At 62.4% G+C, this 17480-nt stretch carries 16 protein-coding genes; all 16 read left to right on the forward strand.

From position 1 onward, the window contains the following. Position 1: 1 nt before the first annotated feature. The 16 genes from ACFELO_RS06415 (at position 2) to ACFELO_RS06490 (ending at position 17480) form a co-directional block, all read left to right on the forward strand. Positions 2-1192, forward strand: coding sequence for an NADH-quinone oxidoreductase subunit D (locus tag ACFELO_RS06415; protein ID WP_440959712.1), 1191 nt, complete (start codon positions 2-4; stop codon positions 1190-1192). Beyond that, on the forward strand, positions 1189-2229 hold the full coding sequence (gene nuoE / locus ACFELO_RS06420) for an NADH-quinone oxidoreductase subunit NuoE (RefSeq protein WP_440959713.1): 1041 nt from the start codon (positions 1189-1191) through the stop codon (positions 2227-2229). Before ACFELO_RS06415 ends, nuoE begins: the two co-directional genes overlap by 4 nt. 3 nt (positions 2230-2232) lie before the next feature. Then, positions 2233-3540 (forward strand): NADH-quinone oxidoreductase subunit NuoF, encoded by a 1308-nt coding sequence (nuoF, locus tag ACFELO_RS06425; protein WP_440959714.1) that lies wholly within the window; start codon positions 2233-2235, stop codon positions 3538-3540. Between the two features lie 9 nt (positions 3541-3549). Then, the gene (gene nuoG, locus ACFELO_RS06430; protein WP_440959715.1) at positions 3550-5661 is read left to right on the forward strand and encodes an NADH-quinone oxidoreductase subunit NuoG; all 2112 of its coding nucleotides are present in this window, start codon (positions 3550-3552) and stop codon (positions 5659-5661) included. Positions 5662-5666: 5 nt separating this feature from the next. Next, complete coding sequence (nuoH, locus tag ACFELO_RS06435; RefSeq protein WP_440959716.1) at positions 5667-6719, forward strand: NADH-quinone oxidoreductase subunit NuoH; 1053 nt, start codon at positions 5667-5669, stop codon at positions 6717-6719. 17 nt (positions 6720-6736) lie between these two features. Next, positions 6737-7225 carry an NADH-quinone oxidoreductase subunit NuoI gene (nuoI, locus tag ACFELO_RS06440; RefSeq protein WP_440959717.1) on the forward strand — a complete coding sequence of 163 codons (489 nt, stop codon included), beginning with the start codon at positions 6737-6739 and terminating at the stop codon, positions 7223-7225. Between the two features lie 103 nt (positions 7226-7328). Beyond that, positions 7329-7937 (forward strand): NADH-quinone oxidoreductase subunit J, encoded by a 609-nt coding sequence (locus ACFELO_RS06445; protein WP_440959718.1) that lies wholly within the window; start codon positions 7329-7331, stop codon positions 7935-7937. After that, positions 7937-8248, forward strand: coding sequence for an NADH-quinone oxidoreductase subunit NuoK (gene nuoK / locus ACFELO_RS06450; RefSeq protein WP_009800975.1), 312 nt, complete (start codon positions 7937-7939; stop codon positions 8246-8248). The genes ACFELO_RS06445 and nuoK overlap by 1 nt, the downstream gene beginning before the upstream one ends. 9 nt (positions 8249-8257) lie before the next feature. Continuing rightward, a complete protein-coding gene (nuoL, locus tag ACFELO_RS06455) occupies positions 8258-10426 on the forward strand; it encodes an NADH-quinone oxidoreductase subunit L (RefSeq protein ID WP_440959719.1) in 2169 nt (722 codons plus the stop codon). Positions 10427-10432: 6 nt separating this feature from the next. Then, positions 10433-11980 carry an NADH-quinone oxidoreductase subunit M gene (locus ACFELO_RS06460; protein ID WP_440959720.1) on the forward strand — a complete coding sequence of 516 codons (1548 nt, stop codon included), beginning with the start codon at positions 10433-10435 and terminating at the stop codon, positions 11978-11980. A gap of 12 nt (positions 11981-11992) precedes the next feature. Further along, positions 11993-13444, forward strand: coding sequence for an NADH-quinone oxidoreductase subunit NuoN (gene nuoN / locus ACFELO_RS06465; RefSeq protein ID WP_440959721.1), 1452 nt, complete (start codon positions 11993-11995; stop codon positions 13442-13444). Continuing rightward, positions 13434-14183: a biotin--[acetyl-CoA-carboxylase] ligase gene (locus tag ACFELO_RS06470; protein ID WP_440959722.1), complete on the forward strand. Its 750-nt coding sequence runs from the start codon at positions 13434-13436 to the stop codon at positions 14181-14183. The genes nuoN and ACFELO_RS06470 overlap by 11 nt, the downstream gene beginning before the upstream one ends. Positions 14184-14207: 24 nt before the next feature. After that, the gene (locus tag ACFELO_RS06475; protein ID WP_440959723.1) at positions 14208-14999 is read left to right on the forward strand and encodes a type III pantothenate kinase; all 792 of its coding nucleotides are present in this window, start codon (positions 14208-14210) and stop codon (positions 14997-14999) included. After that, positions 14999-16669 carry a ribonuclease J gene (locus tag ACFELO_RS06480; protein WP_440959724.1) on the forward strand — a complete coding sequence of 557 codons (1671 nt, stop codon included), beginning with the start codon at positions 14999-15001 and terminating at the stop codon, positions 16667-16669. Before ACFELO_RS06475 ends, ACFELO_RS06480 begins: the two co-directional genes overlap by 1 nt. 17 nt (positions 16670-16686) lie before the next feature. Continuing rightward, on the forward strand, positions 16687-17127 hold the full coding sequence (mce, locus tag ACFELO_RS06485) for a methylmalonyl-CoA epimerase (RefSeq protein WP_440959725.1): 441 nt from the start codon (positions 16687-16689) through the stop codon (positions 17125-17127). After that, complete coding sequence (locus ACFELO_RS06490) at positions 17124-17480, forward strand: DUF1467 family protein (protein ID WP_440959726.1); 357 nt, start codon at positions 17124-17126, stop codon at positions 17478-17480. Before mce ends, ACFELO_RS06490 begins: the two co-directional genes overlap by 4 nt.

Raw genomic sequence — 17480 nt, forward strand, 5'->3', positions numbered from 1 at the left:
CATGGCTGAAACCGATATCCGCAATTTCACGATCAACTTCGGCCCGGTGCACCCCGCCGCTCACGGCGTGCTGCGCATGGTGCTGGAGTTGGATGGCGAAGTCGTCGAGCGCGTTGACCCGCACATCGGTCTCCTGCACCGCGGCACCGAAAAGCTGCTCGAACACAAGACGTACCTGCAGGGCATCGGCTATTTCGACCGCCTTGATTACGTCGCGCCGATGAACCAGGAGCACGCGTTCTGCCTGGCGATCGAGAAGCTCGCCGGCATTCCCGTGCCCAAGCGCGCCTCCTATGTGCGCGTTCTGTATTCCGAAATCGGCCGCATCCTGAACCATCTCCTCAACGTCACCACTCAGGCGATGGACGTCGGCGCGCTGACCCCGCCGCTGTGGGGCTTTGAAGAGCGCGAAAAGCTGATGGGCTTTTACGAGCGCGCCTCGGGCGCCCGTCTGCATGCTCATTACTTCCGCCCGGGCGGGGTGCACCAGGATCTGCCGCAAGAGCTGATTGATGACATCATCGCGTGGTGCGAGCAGTTCCCGCAGCATGTGGATGATCTCGAGACCCTTCTGACCGAGAACCGCATCTTCAAGGCGCGGAACGTCGATATCGGCGTCGTGACCAAGCAGGAGGCGCTCGAATGGGGCTTCTCCGGCGTCATGGTGCGCGGATCGGGCCTCGCCTGGGACCTGCGCCGCTCGCAGCCTTATGAGGTCTATGACGAGCTGGAATTCCAGATTCCGCTGGGCAAGAACGGCGACAATTACGACCGCTATCTGTGCCGCATGGAAGAGATGCGCGAGTCCGTGAAGATCATGAAGCAATGCTGTGACTGGCTCTCCCGCGAGGAGAACCAGGGCGATGTGCTGCCGGTTGACACCAAGTTCGCACCACCGCGCCGCGCCGAGATGAAGCGCTCCATGGAAGCGCTCATCCAGCACTTCAAACTCTACACCGAGGGCGTTCACGTGCCCGAAGGTCAGTATTACGCCGCCGTTGAAGCGCCCAAGGGCGAGTTCGGCGTCTATCTGATCGGTGACGGCACCAACAAACCCTACCGTCTGAAGATCCGTGCGCCCGGTTTCCCGCACCTTCAGGCCATGGACCATCTGAACAAGGGCCACATGCTTGCGGACGTCTCCGCAATCCTGGGCTCACTCGACATCGTGTTCGGGGAGATTGACCGATGAGCGCGCGTCGCATCGCCGCCGAGCAACCCGAAAGCTTCGCCTTCAACGAGAAGAGCGAAGCCAAGGTCGCATTCTGGCTCGCCAAATATCCTGAAGAGCGCAAGGCGTCGGCGGTGATCCCGCTGCTGTGGATTGCGCAAAAGCAGGATAACTGGGTGTCCGAACCCGCCATGCGCGAGATCGCAGCCCGCTGCGGCATGCCGTATATCCGCGTGTACGAGGTCGCGACCTTCTACACCATGTTCAACCTCGAACAGACCGGCAAACACCTGATCCAGGTTTGCGGCACGACCCCGTGCTGGCTGCGCGGCGCTGATGCGCTCAAGGCGGTCTGCGAGAAGAAGATCGGCAAGAAGGGGCGCGAGCACGTCTCTTCCGATGGCATTCTGGCCTGGGAAGAAGTCGAGTGCCTGGGCGCCTGCGCCAACGCGCCGATGGTCCAGATCTCCAACACCGAGGGAGACCTCTATTACGAAGACCTGACGCCGGAAGCGCTCGAGCAGATGCTTGATGATCTGCGCGCCGGCAAGGATGTGAAGGCGGGGCCGATCTCGGGCCGCTCCTGTTCCGAACCGACCCAGGCGACCGTGAAGACGCTCGTCGACGAGAGCCTTTATGACGGCTCTCGCGCCAAGAAAATCACGCTGCCCAACACAAAGGGCGCCGAGAAAGCCGAAGCTCCGAAAGCCGAACCGGCCAAGCCGCAGGAGAAGGCCGCCGAGAGCAAGGCCAAGCCCAAAGCGAAAGCCAAGTCGACTGCTCCCAAAGAGACGGCGTCGGATGCGGGCGCGGGCAAGAAGCCGTCGCTTCTGAAGAAGCCCAAGGGCGAAGCCGATGATCTGAAAAAGCTTTCCGGTCTCGGTCCGAAACTGGAAGCCTCGCTTAACGAAATCGGCGTGTATCATTACAGCCAGATCGCAAGCTGGTCGGCCGAGGAATCAGCCTGGGTTGATGCAGCGCTGAAGCTGCGCGGCCGTATCGAGCGCGATAACTGGATCGACCAGGCCAAAGACCTGGCCGGCAAGGCGGAAGGGTAATCCATGACCCAGCTGTTGCAGGATAAGGACCGGATCTTCACCAACCTCTATGGCCGCCATGACTGGCGCCTTGAGGGGGCGAAGCAACGCGGTCACTGGAACGCCACCAAGGAGATCCTTGAGCAAGGCCGTGACTGGATCATCGACGAGATGAAGAAATCCGGTCTGCGTGGCCGTGGTGGCGCAGGCTTCCCGACGGGCCTGAAATGGTCGTTCATGCCCAAGGAAGTGGGGGCGCGCCCTCACTATCTGGTGGTGAACGCTGACGAATCCGAACCGGGCACCTGTAAGGACCGGGAGATCATGCGTAATGATCCCCAGACCCTGATCGAGGGCTGCCTGATCGCGTCTTTCGCCATGCAGGCGCACGCTTGCTACATCTATATCCGCGGTGAGTACCAGTTCGAGCTGGGCCGGATGGAAGCCGCCATCAAGGAGGCGTATGACGCCAAGCTGATCGGCAAGGACAACATCCATGGCTGGGATTTCGATCTCTACATCCACCACGGCGCCGGCGCTTACATCTGCGGCGAGGAAACCGCGCTGCTGGAAAGCCTGGAAGGCAAGAAGGGCCAACCGCGCCTGAAGCCGCCTTTCCCGGCGAATGCGGGTCTTTATGGCGCGCCGACCACCGTGAACAACGTGGAATCCATCGCCGTTGCTCCGACCATCCTGCGCCGCGGCGCAGACTGGTTTGCGGGCTTTGGCCGCGAGGGCAATGCGGGCACGAAGGTGTTCTCGATCTCAGGCCATGTGAACGCGCCGTGCAATGTCGAAGAGGTGATGAGCATCCCGCTCAAGACCCTGATCGAGACCCATTGCGGCGGCGTGCGTGGCGGCTGGGACAATCTCAAGGCGGTCATTCCGGGCGGCTCGTCCGTGCCGCTGCTGCCCAAGGACATTTGCGACGACGTGCTGATGGACTTTGATGCCCTGAAGGAACACCGCTCGGGCCTGGGCACCGCCGCGGTGATCGTGATGGACAAGTCCACTGACCTCGTCAAAGCGATCGCGCGCATCTCGTACTTCTACAAGCACGAGAGCTGCGGCCAGTGCACGCCGTGCCGTGAAGGCACCGGCTGGATGTGGCGCGTTCTCGATCGCATGTCCCGCGGCGAAGCGGAGACCAGCGAGATTGACGATCTTCTGGATGTGGCCGGCCAGGTGGAAGGCCACACCATCTGCGCGCTCGGCGATGCGGCGGCCTGGCCGGTTCAGGGTCTGATCCGCCACTTCCGCTCCGAGATCGAGGATCGCATCAACAACTACCGCGCCGGCAAGCCGGTGTTCGTGCCCCAGGCTGCGGAGTAGGAACCAGACATGTCTGACAATCTGCGCACCATCGTGATCGACGGCGAGGAAGTCACCGTCCCCAACGATTACAACCTGCTGCAGGCGTCTGAAGCGGCGGGCCGCGAAATTCCACGCTTCTGCTATCACGAGCGCCTGTCGGTGGCCGGTAACTGCCGCATGTGCCTGGTGGAGCTGGTGGGCGCGCCCAAGCCCGTCGCCTCCTGCGCCTTTCTGGTGCGCGACATGCGCGGCGGGCCGAATGGCGAGCCGCCGCAAATGCGCACGCTCAGCCCGCTGGTGAAGAAGGCGCGCGAAGGGGTGATGGAGTTCCTGCTCATCAACCACCCGCTCGATTGCCCGATCTGTGACCAGGGCGGCGAATGCGACCTTCAGGACCAGTCTCTGGCCTATGGCCGCTCGGGGTCTCGCTTTGACGAGAACAAGCGCGCGGTCGAAGAAAAATACATGGGTCCGCTGATCAAGACGGAGATGACCCGCTGCATTCAGTGCACGCGTTGCGTCCGCTTCTCCACCGAGATCGCGGGCGTGCCCGAGCTGGGCGCGATCGGCCGTGGCGAGAACATGGAGATCACCACCTATCTGGAACAGTCCATGACGTCCGAGCTTTCGGGCAATGTCATCGATCTGTGCCCGGTGGGCGCGTTGACCTCTCGTCCCTACGCCTTCAACGCGCGTCCGTGGGAGCTGACCAAGACCGAGACCATTGATGTGATGGACGCGCTTGGGTCCAACATCCGCGTCGACAGCCGCGGCGGCGCCGTGCTGCGCATCATGCCGCGCCTGCATGACGACGTGAACGAGGAATGGATTTCCGACAAATCCCGCTTTGTGTGGGACGGCCTTGGCCGCCAGCGTCTGGATCGCCCGTTCGCCAAGACCAATGGCAAGCTCGCCCCGATTTCCTGGGATGATGCGCTGACCATCGCCGAAGAGAAGCTTTCCGGCGACGCCTCGAAGATTGGCGTCATTGCGGGCGACCTCAATGAGGTCGAGGGCCTGTACGCGGCGAAGAGCCTGTTTGATGCGCTCGGTGTGAAATCGCTGGACGCGCGTCAGGATGGCTCGAAACTCGGCGCGGGTCCGCGCGAAAGCTATCTGTTCAACTCCACCATCAAGGGGATTGATCAGGCCGACGCCATTCTGATCGTCGGCTCCAATCCGCGCGTTGAAGCGGCTGTGATGAACGCCCGCATCCGTCAGCGCTGGCTGACCGGCAAGTGCGAGATCGGCGTCATCGGTGAAGCCCATGACCTGACCTATGATTACACGCATGTGGGTGAGGGCGCGTCTGACCTGGCGGCTCTGTCCGGCAAGCGCTCTGGCTTCATCAAGACCCTCAAGGACGCTGAGCGTCCGATGATCATCCTCGGCGCTGGCGCGCTGGCCCGTGAAGACGGCCTGCAGGTGCTGCGCGCGGCGGGTGAGCTGGCTGACAAGATCGGCGCAGTCAAGGACGGCTGGAACGGCTTTAACGTGCTGCACACGGCGGCAAGCCGCGTTGGCGCGCTCGATCTGGGCTTCATCCCGGGTGAAGGCGGTCGCGATACGAACGCCATCCTCGACGGCGCGGTCGCGGGCGAGGTTGAAACCGTCGTGCTTCTGGGCGCGGACGAGATCGACATGTCCAGGCTGGGCTCCGCCTTCGTCATCTATGTGGGCCATCACGGCGACAAGGGCGCGCAGCGCGCAGATCTGATCCTGCCGTCCGCCGCCTATACCGAGAAGCCGGGCCTGTATGTGAACACCGAAGGCCGGGTGCAGATGGCGGAACGCGCCGTCTTCCCCAAAGGCGAGGCGAAAGAGGACTGGGCCATCTTCCGCGCTCTGTCCGCGCGCCTTGGCAAGACGCTGCCCTATGACAGCCTGAACGCGCTGCGCGCCAAGCTGATCTCCGATCACGAGATCCTCGGCCAGATCGACCATGCGCCGGGTGCTCTGTCGGCGGCTGAGTTCAAACCGGCCGAGCTGGGCGAAGCGGGCGATGTGTCCGATGCGCCGTTCAAAAGCCCGGTTGAGAATTTCTACTTTACCAACCCGATCGCGCGGGCGTCCAAGACCATGGCTGAGTGTTCAGCCGCGGCGGCCGTTGCGCGTCAAACCCTGCAAGCGGCGGAGTAGGGCGCATGTACGATTTCGTCACCCAATGGGGACCGCTTTTGGGCACGCTGGCGTCTGTCGGCCAGATCCTGGGCTTCATGGTCGTCCTGCTGCTCTCGCTGGCCTTCCTGCTGCTGATGGACCGCAAGGTCTGGGCGGCGGTTCAGATGCGCAAGGGGCCGAACACGGTCGGCGCGTTCGGTCTGCTGCAGTCCTTTGCCGACTTCATCAAGTTCGTGCTCAAGGAAATCATCGTCCCCGCCGGCGCGGACCGCCCGCTGTTCATCCTTGCGCCGCTGATGACCCTGGTTTTCGCCTTCATTACCTGGGCCGTGATCCCCGTGGCGCCGGGCTGGGTCATCTCCGACCTTAATGTGGGCATCCTGTACATCTTCGCGATCAGCTCGCTCGGGGTGTACGGCATCATCATCGGCGGTTGGGCGTCCAACTCGAAATACCCGTTCCTCGGCGCTCTGCGCTCGGCGGCGCAGATGGTCTCCTACGAGGTGTCCATCGGCTTCGTGCTCGTCACCATCCTTCTGATGGTGGGCAGCATGAACCTGTCTGACATCGTTGAGGCGCAGGCGGGCGGCTTCTGGAACTGGCACGTGCTGTCGTTCGACATGCTGCCGTGGCCGACTTTCGTGATTACCGTTCCGATGTTCGTGATCTTCTTCATCTCGGCGCTGGCGGAAACCAACCGTCCGCCGTTCGACCTTCCCGAGGCGGAATCCGAACTGGTGGCCGGTTATCAGGTGGAATACTCCTCCACCCCGTACCTGCTGTTCATGATCGGCGAATATCTCAACATCGTTCTGATGTGCGCCCTCATGACCGTCCTGTTCATGGGCGGCTGGCATGCGCCGTTTGATTTCGCGCCGTTCACCTGGGTGCCCCCGGTGTTCTGGTTCGCCATCAAGGTCGTGGCTTTCTTCTTCATGTTCGCCATGGTCAAGGCGCTGGTGCCCCGGTACCGCTATGACCAGCTGATGCGTCTGGGCTGGAAAATCTTCCTGCCGACCTCGCTGGCCGCCGTCGCCGTGATGGGCGCCATCGTCGTCTACTCGAACGCTGCTTAAGGGGCTTAGGATCTGACATGAGCCGGATTGCACAAACCCTGCGCGGCGCCGCCCTGATGGACTTCTGGGGCGCGTTCGCACTCGGCATGAAGTACTTCTTCCGCAAGAAGCCGACCATCAACTATCCCTTTGAAAAGGGACGCCTGAGCCCGCGTTTCCGCGGCCAGCACGCCTTGCGTCGCTACGCCAATGGCGAAGAGCGTTGCATCGCCTGCAAGCTGTGCGAAGCGGTGTGTCCGGCCCAGGCCATCACCATCGAGGCCGAACCGCGCGCTGACGGCTCCCGCCGCACCACGCGTTACGACATCGACATGACCAAATGCATCTATTGCGGTTACTGCCAGGAGGCATGCCCGGTGGATGCAATCGTTGAGGGCCCGAACTTCGAGTTCGCCACCGAAACCCGCGAAGAGCTTTACTACGACAAGGCGAAGCTCCTCGACAACGGTGATCGTTGGGAACGTGAAATCGCTCGGAACCTCGAACTCGACGCGCGCTATCGCTAACGCTATTACGGCGCGCGACTCCATACCGGGGCTGGGGATTCTCTCCAGCTCCACTTGATCTCAGTCCGGCGAGCCTCGCTCGTCGCCCGCAAGGGGGGCAACAGTGCTGTCAGCAGCGGCCTTCTACATTCTCTCAGCGACCGCGGTGCTCTCCGCCTTGATGGTGGTGATCGCCAAAAACCCGGTTCGGGCGGTCCTGTTCCTGATCCTCGCCTTCTTCTCGGCGGCGGGGCTGTTCGTCCTTCTGGGGGCCGAGTTCCTGGCGATGATCCTGGTCATCGTCTATGTGGGCGCGGTCGCGGTGCTCTTCCTGTTCGTGGTGATGATGCTCGACATCGACTTCGCCCAGCTCAAGGAAGGCTTCATCAATCACGCGCCGCTGGGCGGGGTTGTGGCGCTTGCGCTGGCCGGCATCCTGGCGATGACCGGGCTGAGCTGGGTCAGCGCCGACAGCGCCTCCGCCGCGCTGCAATCGCCGACGCCGGAGGACATGACGAATGTCGCCGCGCTCGGCGCGCTCATCTACGACCGTTACGTCCTGTTCTTCCAGATTGCGGGCCTCGTGCTGCTGGTCGCCATGATTGGCGCCATCGTTCTGACCCTGCGCCATCGCGATGGCGTCAAGCGTCAGGACATGCACGCCCAGGTGAACCGCAAGCGCGAAGACTCCGTTGAAATCGTCGACATCAAGAGCGGCGAGGGGATTGGCTGATGCTTGAAATCGGATTGGGTCATTACCTCGCCCTCGCGGCGATCCTGTTCACCATTGGCGTGTTCGGGATCTTCGTGAACCGCAAGAACGTCATCATCCTTCTGATGTCGATCGAACTCATCCTCTTGTCGGTGAACATCAACATGGTCGCTTTCTCCGCCCATCTCGGAGACCTCACCGGCCAGGTGTTCGCCATGTTCATCCTGACCGTCGCCGCCGCCGAGGCCGCGGTCGGTCTCGCCATCCTCGTCGTCTTCTTCCGCAACCGCGGCGACATCGCGGTTGACGACGTCAACCTGATGAAGGGCTAGCGCACGGTCATGGCTTATATCGTCGTCTTCGCCCCGCTTCTGGCTGCTGCGATCGCCGGTCTGCTGCAAAAGCAGATCGGGGACCGTCTGGCCCAGATCATCACCACCGGTGCGACCATCTCCGCCGCCCTGTGCTCCATCGCGCTGTTCTTTGACGTCGCCGTCAACGGCAATGCGCGCACCATCGAGCTGGCGCAGTGGATGGCGGTCGGCAATTTCGAGATCAACTGGGCGATCCGCCTGGACACGCTGTCGTCGGTCATGCTGGTCGTGATCACTTCGGTGTCCTCGCTGGTGCACGTCTATTCCTGGGGCTACATGTCCCACGATCCGCACCGTGCGCGCTTCTTCTCCTATCTGTCGCTCTTCACCTTCGCGATGCTGTCGCTGGTGACCGCGGACAACTTCATCCAGATGTTCTTCGGCTGGGAAGGCGTGGGTCTCGCCTCCTATCTGCTGATCGGGTTCTGGTACCAGAAGGACAGCGCCACCAGCGCCGCCATCAAGGCGTTCGTGACCAACCGCGTCGGCGATTTCGGCCTCGCGCTCGGCATTATGGCGATCTATCTGGTCTTCGGTTCGCTGCAGTTTGACGAGGTCTTCGCCCAGGTTCCGGCCATGGCGGAAGAGACGATCGCCTTCTTCGGCATGAACTTCCAGGTGCTCGAGCTGATCGGCTTCCTGCTGTTCATCGGCGCCATGGGCAAATCGGCCCAGTTCTTCCTCCACGTCTGGCTGCCGGACGCGATGGAAGGCCCGACGCCGGTTTCCGCGCTGATCCACGCCGCCACCATGGTGACCGCAGGCGTGTTCCTGGTCTGCCGCGCGCACGCCATTTTCGAACTGGCGCCGAACACCTCCGCCTTCATCACCTTCATCGGCGCGACGACGGCTCTGTTCGCCGCGACCGTGGGGCTGGCGCAGAACGACATCAAGCGCGTGATCGCGTACTCGACCTGTTCGCAGCTGGGCTACATGTTCTTCGCGGCGGGCCTGGGCCTGTATTCGGCGGCCATGTTCCACCTGTTCACGCACGCCTTCTTCAAGGCGCTTCTGTTCCTCGGCGCAGGCTCGGTCATTCACGGGCTGCACGACGAGCAGGACATGCGCAATATGGGTGGCATCTACAAGCTACTGCCGATCACCTGGATCATGATGATCATCGGTACGCTGGCGCTGACGGGCGTGGGCATTCCGCTGCTGGGCATCGGTTTTGCGGGCTTCTACTCGAAGGACATGATCATCGAGGAAGCCTTCATGATGGGCCAGGACGGCGTCGCCTTCGGCATGTTCGCCTTCTGGATCGGCGTCATCGCGGCCGGCCTCACCAGCTTCTATTCCTGGCGTCTGATCTTCATGACCTTCCACGGCAAGCACCGGGGCGAGCCTGAAGTGCTCAAGCACGCCCATGAAAGCGGCCCGGTCATGCTGATCCCGCTGGTCTTCCTGGCGGTCGGCGCCCTGTTCGCCGGCGCGGTCTTCAAGTCCGACTTCGTGGGCAAGGGCGCTCTGACCTTCTGGGAAGAAAGCCTGCCGGCAGGTCCGTACGCCGAGGGCAATTACGGTCACCTGATGGAAGACTATGGCCAGAGCCATGCGACCGAGCATGGCGTCGAGCTCAGCGAGGCGGAAGCCGCATCGCTGGAAGCGGCCATGTCCGAGGACGAGGCGCACGCCGCCCAGGAACATGCTGTTGACGCCGCAGACGCTCATGGTGACAGCCACGCCGTCGCTGGCGCGGATGACCATGGTGAAGGCGCTGACGCCGAACATCATGGCCATCACCCGCCGACCTGGGTGCTGTTCAGCCCGTTCGTTGTGACGCTGCTCGGTTTCGTGCTGGCCTGGTACTTCTACATGGCCAACCCCGAACTGCCGCGCCGCATCGCCGCCAATAACGGTCCGCTGCACCGCTTCCTGTCCAACAAGTGGTATGTGGACGAGATCTACAACGCCACCTTCGTACGTGCGACGCGCGTGCTCGGGGATGTGTTCTGGAAGTTCGGCGACCAGAAGATCATCGACGGGCTGGGCCCGAACGGCATCGCCGCCACGGCGCTGTCCTCGGCCCGCCGTATCGCCAAGCTGCAGAGCGGCTATCTCTATCACTATGCATTCGTGATGCTTATCGGGGTCCTTGGACTGGCCCTGTGGCTGATCGCTGGCGCTGGAGCGTAGGGTCTCATGCTGAGTCAACTTCCCATCCTCTCCGCCATCACCTTCCTGCCGGCCCTCGGGGCGGTGGCGATCCTCCTGCTGCGCGCGTTCGTTCGCTCCGAGGAGGGCGACGTGGTGGACCGCAACGCCAAGGGCATCGCGCTGTTCGTGACGGGCTTCGTGTTCGTGCTCTCCTTGCTGATGCTGGCGGATTTCGACGCCGGTCAGGCGGGCTTCCAGTTTGTGGAAAATCTACCCTGGCTGCCGGCGCTCGGCATTTCCTACAAGATGGGCGTGGACGGCATTTCGGTGCTGTTCGTGGTGCTGACGGCGTTCCTTATGCCGATCTGCATCCTGTCCAGCTGGAAGATCGACAAGCGCGTCACCGACTATATGGCCGCCTTCCTGCTGCTGGAGACGCTGGTCATCGGCGTGTTCTGCGCGCTCGACATGTTCCTGTTCTACATCTTCTTTGAAGGCTCCCTGATCCCGATGTTCCTGATCATCGGCGTCTGGGGCGGTCAGAACCGGATCTACGCGGCGTTCAAATTCTTCCTCTACACCTTCCTCGGCTCGGTTCTGATGCTGGCCGCGATGATCGTGATGTTCACCCAGGTGGGCACGACAGACATCGAAGTGCTGCTGGCGCATCCGTTCGCCCGTGATCTTCAGATCTGGCTGTGGCTGGCCTTCTTCGCTTCCTTCGCGGTGAAGATGCCGATGTGGCCGGTACACACCTGGCTGCCGGACGCCCACGTGCAGGCGCCGACGGCGGGCTCGGTGATCCTGGCGGGCATCTTGCTGAAGCTGGGCGGCTACGGCTTCCTGCGCTTCTCGATCCCGATGTTCCCCAACGCCAGCGAGTTCTTCGCGCCGATGGTGTTCATCCTGTCAATCATCGCGATCGTGGTCACCTCGCTGATCGCCTTCCGCCAGACCGACATCAAGAAGCTGATCGCCTATTCATCTGTCGCGCACATGGGTTTCGTGACCCTTGGCATCTTCACGATGACCGAGCTCGGGGTGCAGGGCGCGATCTTCCAGATGCTCAGCCACGGCGTGATCTCCGCCGCGCTCTTCCTGTGCATCGGCGTGATCTATGACCGCTTCCACACCCGCGAGATCTCCTTCTATGGCGGTCTGGTGCACAAGATGCCGGTCTATGCCGCCGTCTTCGGCCTGTTCGCCATGGCCAATGTGGGCCTGCCGGGCACGTCGGGCTTCATCGGCGAGATCATGACCATGACGGGCGCCTTCCAGGTCGATCCGCGGGTTGCGGCCGGCGCTGCGCTCGGCGTGATCTTCTCGGCGGTCTACATGCTGGTCGCCTACAAGAAGGTCGTCTTCGGCGTGATCACCAATCCCAAGCTGGAAACCGCGACCGATCTGAACTTCCGTGAATGGATCAATCTGGGCGTTCTGGCGGTTCTGGCGGTCTATTTCGGCTTCTTCTCCACGCCGATCACCGACACCACCCGCGCTTCCGTGGACCAACTCATTCAGCACTACCAGTCCGCACAGACGGTTGAGGCGCCTGCCGCCGAAGCCGCTCCGGCTGAAACCGCTGCGCACTAGCAAGGACAGGACATGACTGTTTCCACGCTGCTCGCTGACCTTCAACTGCTGACGCCGGAGCTTCTGCTCGCTATTGGCGCAATGGCGTTGTTGCTGATCGGGGTCTACACCAAGGGTGAAGCCAAGGCCGCCCAACGCATCATGACGCTGGCGACTGTGTTGCTGATCGCCGCGGCGGGCGTTTCTGTCTGGAAAGCGCAAGGGCCGGGCGGAACCGCTTTCCACGGCGCTTTCGTGCTCGACTCCTTCGCCATGTACGCCAAGACGGCGGTCTACCTTGCTGGTGCGGTCGCGCTGGTGCTGGCCGGTCATTATCTGCGCACCGAACAGCTCGCTCGCTTCGAGTTCCCGGTGCTGGTGACGCTCGCCGTCCTGGGCATGAGCTTCATGGTGTCGGCCAATGACCTTATCACCCTCTATCTGGGTCTTGAGCTGCAATCACTGGCGCTCTACGTGCTCGCCGCCTTCAACCGCGACTCCCTTCGCGCGTCGGAAGCCGGCCTGAAATACTTCGTGCTGGGCGCGCTCAGCTCGGGTCTCCTGCTGTACGGCTCTTCGCTTGTTTACGGGTTCTCCGGCTCGACCAGCTTTGACGCCATCGCGGTCGCGGCGGCGGAAGGCTCCCAGAATCTGGGCTTGCTGTTCGGTCTCGTGTTTGTGGTCGCGGGGCTGGCCTTCAAGGTTTCCGCCGCGCCGTTCCACATGTGGACCCCGGACGTCTATGAAGGCGCGCCGACCCCGGTCGCGGCCTTCTTCGCCACCGCGCCCAAGCTGGCCGCCATGGTGTTGCTGGCCCGCGTGCTGATGGAGCCCTTCGGCCCGATGACCGAGCAATGGCAGCAGGTCACCATGGTGATGGCGGTGCTGTCGATGGCGTTCGGCTCGTTCGGCGCGCTGATGCAAACAAACATCAAACGTCTGATGGGTTACTCCTCGATCGGCAATATGGGCTATGTGCTGGTCGGCCTGTCCGCCGGTACGGCGCTCGGCCTGTGGTCTGTGCTGTTCTACATGACCCTCTATGTGATCGGCGTAGCAGGCGCGTTCGCTGTCATCCTGTCCATGCGCCGTTCTGAAGGCATGGTGGAACGGATCGAGGATCTGGCCGGCCTGTCCCAGACGCGTCCGGCGCTGGCCTGGTCCATGACTGCGCTGATGTTCTCCATTGGCGGCATGCCGTTCATGATCGGCTTCTTCGGAAAGCTGTTCGTGTTCTACGCTGCCGTGCAGGCCGGTCTGATCTGGCTGGTGGTTCTGGCCGTGATCTTCTCGACGGTCTCGATCGCTTACTATCTGCGGGTCATCAAGGTGATCTGGTTCGATGAGCCGAATGGCGACTTCCTGCCGGCTCCGACCGGGGCCGCGATCATTTCCCGCCTTGCGGCGCTGATTGCTGTCTCCATGCCGGTCGTGGGCGTGATCATCGCCCTGGTGATGAACGCCGGGGCGGGCATTGGCGGCTAGTCAGCCCGACCTGCCCATCCGGTATTTCGAGACGCTGGACTCCACCAACGAGGAGGCCAAGCGTCAGGCTCTTGCGGGCGCAACCGGTCCCTTGTGGATCGTTGCGCGCCGCCAGAGCGCCGGGCGCGGCCGTCGAGGCCGTCCCTGGGCCTCCGACATCGGCAATCTCTTCACCACCGGGCTGTACCGGCTTGATTGCGATCCGGCGCGGGCGGCCCAGCTGTCCTTTGCGGCGGCTCTGGCGGTCGGTGATCTCTGCGCCAGCGTGATCGGGCCTGAAGCCGTTACTCTGAAATGGCCCAACGACGTTCTGGTTCATGGCCACAAGGTCAGCGGCATCCTGCTGGAATCCGGACAGCATATCCGGGGCGGGCTGTGGCTGGCTGTGGGGATTGGCGTCAATCTCGCCAATCACCCTGCAGACTCTGAACGACCCGCGACGGATCTTCATGTCCATGGCGGTGATATCTCTATCGAGAACGCCGCAGAGCGTTTGTCCCAACGCTTTGATTTCTGGCTGAACCGCTGGGCGCAGGATGGCTTCACGCCGATCCGCGAATCCTGGCTGTCACGCGTACACGGTCTGGGAGAGCGCTGCGTCGTGCGTCTGGATCATGAGACGCTGGAAGGCGTGTTCGCCGATCTCGGGCCCGACGGCTCGCTGCGTCTTGATTTGAAAGATGGCGGCCGGCGCTTTATCTCGGCGGGTGATGTGTTTTTCCCCGGCGCGCCGTCCTGACGCGCCGTCTTCAGGAGCCTGTTTATGCTTCTCGCGATCGATTGCGGCAACACCAACACTCTGTTTGCAGTGCATGACGGCGAGGGCTGGCGCGCGCAATGGCGCACGGCGACCTATTCGACTCGCACCGCAGACGAGTATGCGGTCTGGCTCCAGCAATTGTTGCAATTGCAAGGCCTTAGTCTGCAAGACTTAAAGGGTTGCGTGATCTCGTCCGTGGTGCCGCAATCGCTGTTCAACCTGCGCAATCTGGCGCGGCGCTATATCGGCGCCGAGCCGGTGGTCGTGGGGGATGCGCATGTGGATCTGGGCGTCGGGGTGAACCTGCCGCGTCCGGAAGAGGCGGGTGCGGACCGTCTGGTCAACGCGCTTGGCGGACGTGTCGTCTATGACGGCGCGATGATCATCGTGGATTCCGGCACCGCCACCACGTTCGACGTCGTGTCAGCGGACGGAAACTTTGAAGGCGGCATCATTGCGCCGGGCATCAACCTGTCCATGCAGGCGCTGCACCAGGCGGCGGCGCGTCTGCCGCGCATCGCCATCGAGAAACCTCAACGGGTTATGGGCAAGGATACGGTCGGCGCCATGCAGTCGGGCGTGTTCTGGGGCTATGTTGATCTCATCGACGGGCTTGTGACGCGGCTCAAAGCCGAGTACGGCCAACCCATGACTGTTATCGCAACTGGCGGCGTCGTCTCCCTGTTCGAGGGGGCGGCCCGGACCATCGACCATTATGACCCTGATCTGACCATGCGGGGCCTCCTGGAAATCTGGAAACGCAATGCGCCTCAGGGCGAGGGGGCATCGGTCTGATGAGCCAGGACGACAACGCGCTTTATTTCGTACCGCTTGGCGGCTCGGGCGAAATCGGGATGAACCTGAACCTTTACGGGTTCGGTCCCGAGGAAGACCGCAAATGGATCATCGTCGATTGCGGCGTGACCTTTGGCGATCTTACGACGCCCGGCATTGATATCATTACGCCTGATCCGCGCTTTATCGTGGAGCGCAAGCACCAGCTTCTGGGCATTGTGCTGACCCACGCCCACGAGGACCATATGGGCGCCGTGGCGCATTTGTGGCGTCAGCTTGAGTGTCCGATCTACGCGACGCCCTTCACCGCCTGGCTGATGCGTGACCGTCTGGCCGAGCACGGGCTTATGGGAGAGGCGGAACTGCACGAGATCGGCCTGCATACGCGGTTCGAGCTTGGCCCGTTCGATATGCAGCTGGTCACGCTGACCCACTCCATCCCCGAACCTAACGGCCTGATCATCCGTACGCCCGTCGGCACGGTGCTTCATACCGGCGACTGGAAGATCGACCCCGAACCGCTGATCGGCAATTCCACCGATGTCGCCGCGCTTGAGGCGGCTGGCGAAGAGGGCGTGATGGCGATGGTGTGTGACAGCACCAATGTTTTCACCGAGGGCGAGTCCGGTTCTGAAGCCGATGTGCGCGACAATCTGATCGAGCTTGTTGGCCAGCAGGAAGGCCGGGTGGCGATCGCCGCTTTCGCCTCCAACGTCGCCCGGCTTGAGACCGCAATCCGCGCCGGCGAGGCCAATGGCCGCCGGGTCTGCCTGGTGGGTCGGTCCATGCACCGCATGACCCAGGCCGCGAAAGCCGTGGGCCTTCTGGCCGATTGCCAGCCCTTCATCGAGGAAGAGGAAATCGGCTATTTCCCGCCCGACAAGGTGCTGCTTCTGTGCACCGGATCCCAGGGTGAGCCGCGTGCGGCGCTGTCGCGCATTGCTGAAGGATCACATCGCAATGTCACGCTAAGTAAAGGTGACAGCGTGATTTTCTCGTCCCGGATCATTCCGGGCAATGAGCGCGGCATCTTTGATCTGATGAACAGGCTGGCCGAGCGCGGGGTGAAGATCATCACCGAACGCGACGAGCATATTCACGTTTCCGGCCACCCGTGCCGGGATGAGCTGCGCCAGATGTACGCCTGGGCCAAACCCAAAACGGCGATCCCGGTTCACGGCGAATACCGCCACCTGGTGGAACACGCCCAGCTGGCGCGCGATCTTCAGGTGCCCAATGCTCTGGTGCCGCGCAACGGGTCGATCATCCGCATCACCCAGGACGGCGCGTCCATCGTGGACGAGGCCCCGGCCGGGCGGATGCATGTGGACGGCAACTTCCTTGTCGATGCGGATGCAGAGTCCATCAAGGAACGTCGGCGCATGGCCTATAACGGCCATCTGACCGTGGCGGCGGTGCTGGCGGACGGCAATCTGGTGTCCGAGATTGATGTGCGCGCCATGGGCGTGGCTGCGACCTATGAGTATGATCTCGATGACTTCCTCGATGATCTGGCCGATGCCGCGGAAGCCGCGTTCAAGCGCCTTGATCGCCGTGATCGCCGGGATGCGGGGGCTGTCGAGGAAGCCATTCGCCGGGGCGTGCGCCGGGAGGCCAGCCGCATCTGGGGCAAGAAGCCCCATGTGGAAGCCATTGTTCTGACCGTTTGAATTCGGGAGATGCCAGGATGAAGCTCGGACGTTTGAACCATGTGGGTGTAGCAACGACTGATGTTGAAGCGGCGGCGAAGGTCTACGCCCAACTCTATGGCGTCACCGAACGCACCGAAGCCAAGGACTTCCCGCATCTGGGCGTTCGCGTCGTCTTCGTGACCTTGCCGAACATGCAGATCGAGCTGATCGAGCCTCTGGGCGAGCAAAGCCCGATCCACAAATTCCTCGAGAAAAACCCCAAGGGCGGCCAGCACCATATGTGCTTTGAGGTCGCTGATATCGTCAAAGCCCGTGACGCCATGGTCGAGCGCGGCGCCAGCGTGCTGGGCACGGGCGAACCGTATATCGGCGCCCATGGCGTGCCGGTGATTTTCGTCCATCCCAAGGATACGGGCGGCGTGCTGGTCGAGCTGATGCAGGATCCGGCGCTTTATGACGGTGAGGGCGGTCATTGAGACGGATCGCCGAATACGCCCTTCTGGGCCTCGTCTTTGTGATCTGGATCGCCCAGGGCTTCCTGCCTGATCGGGGCGTGGGCGTGGTCACGGGCGTCGTGATCTACCTCATTTCCTGGTGGATGCTGTTTCTCGGCTCGCTGCCGCTTCAGGTGCGCGGCCAGTTCGAGGATGGTGAAGTCGTTGAAGGCTCAGAACCCGGAGCCCCCGTCTCGCCACGCATCAAGGAAAAGATGTGGCTCGCCGCCGTCCTGGCGGCCGGTGTCTGGCTGGTCCTGTTCTGCATTCTGGAATTTGGACTGATCAGCCTGGATTCCATCCCCTGGGGCCCGGCCTTCGTGGAATACGAATAG

The sequence above is a fragment of the Oceanicaulis sp. LC35 genome (genome assembly GCF_052055585.1).
Taxonomy (GTDB): domain Bacteria; phylum Pseudomonadota; class Alphaproteobacteria; order Caulobacterales; family Maricaulaceae; genus Oceanicaulis.